The following is a 3,493-nucleotide window of genomic DNA, read 5'->3' as shown; positions in this document are numbered from 1 at the left end:
TTTGGTGTGTGGGGTGTGTTTGTGGGTGTTGTTGTAAGTGTTTGAGGGCGTTCGGTGGATGCCTTGGTACCAGGAGCCGATGAAGGACGTGGTAGGCCGCGATAGTCCTCGGGGAGTTGTCAAACGAGCTGTGATCCGAGGGTGTCCGAATGGGGAAACCCAGCACCAGTGATGTGGTGTTACCCACTCGTGAATGTATAGCGGGTGTGGAGGGAACGTGGGGAAGTGAAACATCTCAGTACCCACAGGAAGAGAAAACAAGTGTGATTCCGTGAGTAGTGGCGAGCGAAAGCGGAGGAGGCTAAACCATGCGTATGTGATACTCGGCAGGGGTTGTGCGTGTGGGGTTGTGGGGTGATCGTTCATCGTGCTGCCGTGCGGTGGGTCAGTGATAAATCGACATGTTAGGTGAAGTGGCCTGGAATGGTCTGCCGTAGTGGGTGAGAGTCCCGTAGCTGAAAGCGTGTTGACTGGCTTCGATTGTTCCCAAGTAGCAGCGGGCTCGTGGAATCTGCTGTGAATCTGCCGGGACCACCCGGTAAGCCTAAATACTTTCTGGTGACCGATAGCGGACTAGTACCGTGAGGGAAAGGTGAAAAGTACCCCGGGAGGGGAGTGAAATAGTACCTGAAACCGGACGCTTACAATCCGTCAGAGCCTGCGCACCTTTTGGGGTGGTGGGTGATGGCGTGCCTTTTGAAGAATGAGCCTGCGAGTTAGTGCTCAGTGGCGAGGTTAACCCGTGTGGGGTAGCCGTAGCGAAAGCGAGTCTGAATAGGGCGTGTGAGTCGCTGGGTCTAGACCCGAAGCGGAGTGATCTACCCATGGCCAGGGTGAAGCAGCTGTAAGAGGTTGTGGAGGCCCGAACCCACTTCAGTTGAAAATGGAGGGGATGAGTTGTGGGTAGGGGTGAAAGGCCAATCAAACTCCGTGATAGCTGGTTCTCCCCGAAATGCATTTAGGTGCAGCGTTGCGTGTTTCTTACTGGAGGTAGAGCTACTGGATGGCCGATGGGCCCTATCAGGTTACTGACGTCAGCCAAACTCCGAATGCCGGTAAGTGAGAGCGTGGCAGTGAGACTGCGGGGGATAAGCTTCGTAGTCGAGAGGGAAACAGCCCAGATCGCCGGCTAAGGCCCCTAAGCGTGTACTAAGTGGAAAAGGATGTGGGGTCGCTGAGACAACCAGGAGGTTGGCTTAGAAGCAGCCACCCTTGAAAGAGTGCGTAATAGCTCACTGGTCAAGTGATTCTGCGCCGACAATTTAGCGGGGCTCAAGTACACCGCCGAAGCCGCGGCACTCACACATTTCATCCATGCCTGCCTGCGGGTGGGTGTGTAGTGGTGTGGGTGGGTAGGGGAGCGTCCTGCATCCGTGGAAGCAGCGGAGTGATCCAGTTGTGGAGGGTGTGGGAGTGAGAATGCAGGCATGAGTAGCGAAAGACAAGTGAGAAACTTGTCCGCCGGATGACCAAGGGTTCCTGGGCCAGGTTAATCCGCCCAGGGTGAGTCGGGACCTAAGGCGAGGCCGACAGGCGTAGTCGATGGACAACGGGTTGATATTCCCGTACCCGTGTATCCGCGCCCAGTGATGAATCATCTGTACTAACCATCCAAAAGCTGTCGTTGATTTCTTCGGATTTCTCTGATGGTGGCTGCGTGGGACCTTGGGTGTAGTAGTCAAGCGATGGGGTGACGCAGGAAGGTAGCCGGGCCAACTGGTGGAATAGTTGGTGTAAGCCTGTAGGGTGAGACATAGGCAAATCCGTGTCTTTTTGAGCCTGAGAGGTGATGCGTAGCCGTTGTGGTGAATTCGGTGATCCTATGCTGTCGAGAAAAGCCTCTAGTGAGTTGGTACACGGCCCGTACCCCAAACCGACACAGGTGGTCAGGTAGAGAATACTAAGGCGATCGAGTGAACTGTGGTTAAGGAACTCGGCAAATTGCCCCCGTAACTTCGGGAGAAGGGGGACCACGACCGGTGATCACTTTTTCGGTGTGAGCTGGTGGTGGTCGCAGAGACCAGAGAGAAGCGACTGTTTACTAAAAACACAGGTCCGTGCGAAGTCGTAAGACGATGTATACGGACTGACGCCTGCCCGGTGCTGGAAGGTTAAGAGGACCGGTTAATCATCTTTCGGGGTGGTGAAGCTGAGAATTTAAGCCCCAGTAAACGGCGGTGGTAACTATAACCATCCTAAGGTAGCGAAATTCCTTGTCGGGTAAGTTCCGACCTGCACGAATGGCGTAACGACTTCTCTGCTGTCTCAACCACAGGCTCGGCGAAATTGCAGTACGAGTAAAGATGCTCGTTACGCGCGGCAGGACGAAAAGACCCCGGGACCTTCACTATAGCTTGGTATTGGTGTTCGGTGCGGTTTGTGTAGGATAGGTGGGAGACTGTGAAGCCGGCACGCTAGTGTGGGTGGAGTCGTTGTTGAAATACCACTCTGATCGTATTGGGCTTCTAACCTCGGACCCTGATCGGGTTCAGGGACAGTGCCTGGTGGGTAGTTTAACTGGGGCGGTTGCCTCCTAAAGTGTAACGGAGGCGCCCAAAGGTTCCCTCAGCCTGGATGGCAATCAGGTGTTGAGTGTAAGTGCACAAGGGAGCTTGACTGTGAGACGTACATGTCGAGCAGGGACGAAAGTCGGGACTAGTGATCCGGCACCGGCATGTGGAAGCGGTGTCGCTCAACGGATAAAAGGTACCCCGGGGATAACAGGCTGATCTTCCCCAAGAGTCCATATCGACGGGATGGTTTGGCACCTCGATGTCGGCTCGTCGCATCCTGGGGCTGGAGTAGGTCCCAAGGGTTGGGCTGTTCGCCCATTAAAGCGGCACGCGAGCTGGGTTTAGAACGTCGTGAGACAGTTCGGTCTCTATCCGCCGCGCGCGTGTAGAAACTTGAGGAAACCTGTCCCTAGTACGAGAGGACCGGGACGGACGAACCTCTGGTGTGCCAGTTGTTCCGCCAGGAGCACTGCTGGTTAGCTACGTTCGGAAGGGATAACCGCTGAAAGCATCTAAGCGGGAAGCCTGTTCCAAGATGAGGTTTCTCACCCACCTTCGGGTGGGGTAAGGCCCCCTACAGATGATGGGGTTGATAGGCCGGAACTGTACGCACAGTAATGTGTTCAGGTGACCGGTACTAATCGGCCGAGGACTTACCAACAACACTCACCAACAATTCTTTTCGGATTCAACGAATCACGAGGTTGTGTGAGTCGGTTTCGGTGATTGTTACACGCACACAGAATGTTTGCTCGTTCATCCACTATGTACTTCTGAAACAACACACAAACCACAACTCTGGTGAGGGATTGTGGTGTGGATGGTTTCATATTGTTACGGCGGCTATAGCGGTGGGGAAACGCCCGGTCCCATTCCGAACCCGGAAGCTAAGCCCACCTGCGCCGATGGTACTGCACTGTAATGGGTGTGGGAGAGTAGGACACCGCCGAACACAACTTGTTGAGCCCCGATCAGACACC

2 rRNA genes are annotated in these 3,493 nt (G+C 54.8%); both read left to right on the top strand.

Annotated elements, in window-relative coordinates:
• Positions 1–31 precede the first annotated feature (31 nt).
• A 23S ribosomal RNA gene (locus tag ABFX36_RS18730) occupies positions 32–3,174 on the top strand.
• A 174-nt stretch (positions 3,175–3,348) separates the two neighbouring features.
• A 5S ribosomal RNA gene (gene rrf, locus ABFX36_RS18725) occupies positions 3,349–3,465 on the top strand.
• Positions 3,466–3,493: the final 28 nt, after the last annotated feature.

The sequence above is a fragment of the Gordonia cholesterolivorans genome (assembly GCF_039531975.1).
Taxonomy (GTDB): Bacteria; Actinomycetota; Actinomycetes; order Mycobacteriales; family Mycobacteriaceae; genus Gordonia; species Gordonia sihwensis.
This window is presented reverse-complemented; position numbering and strand designations above follow the sequence as displayed.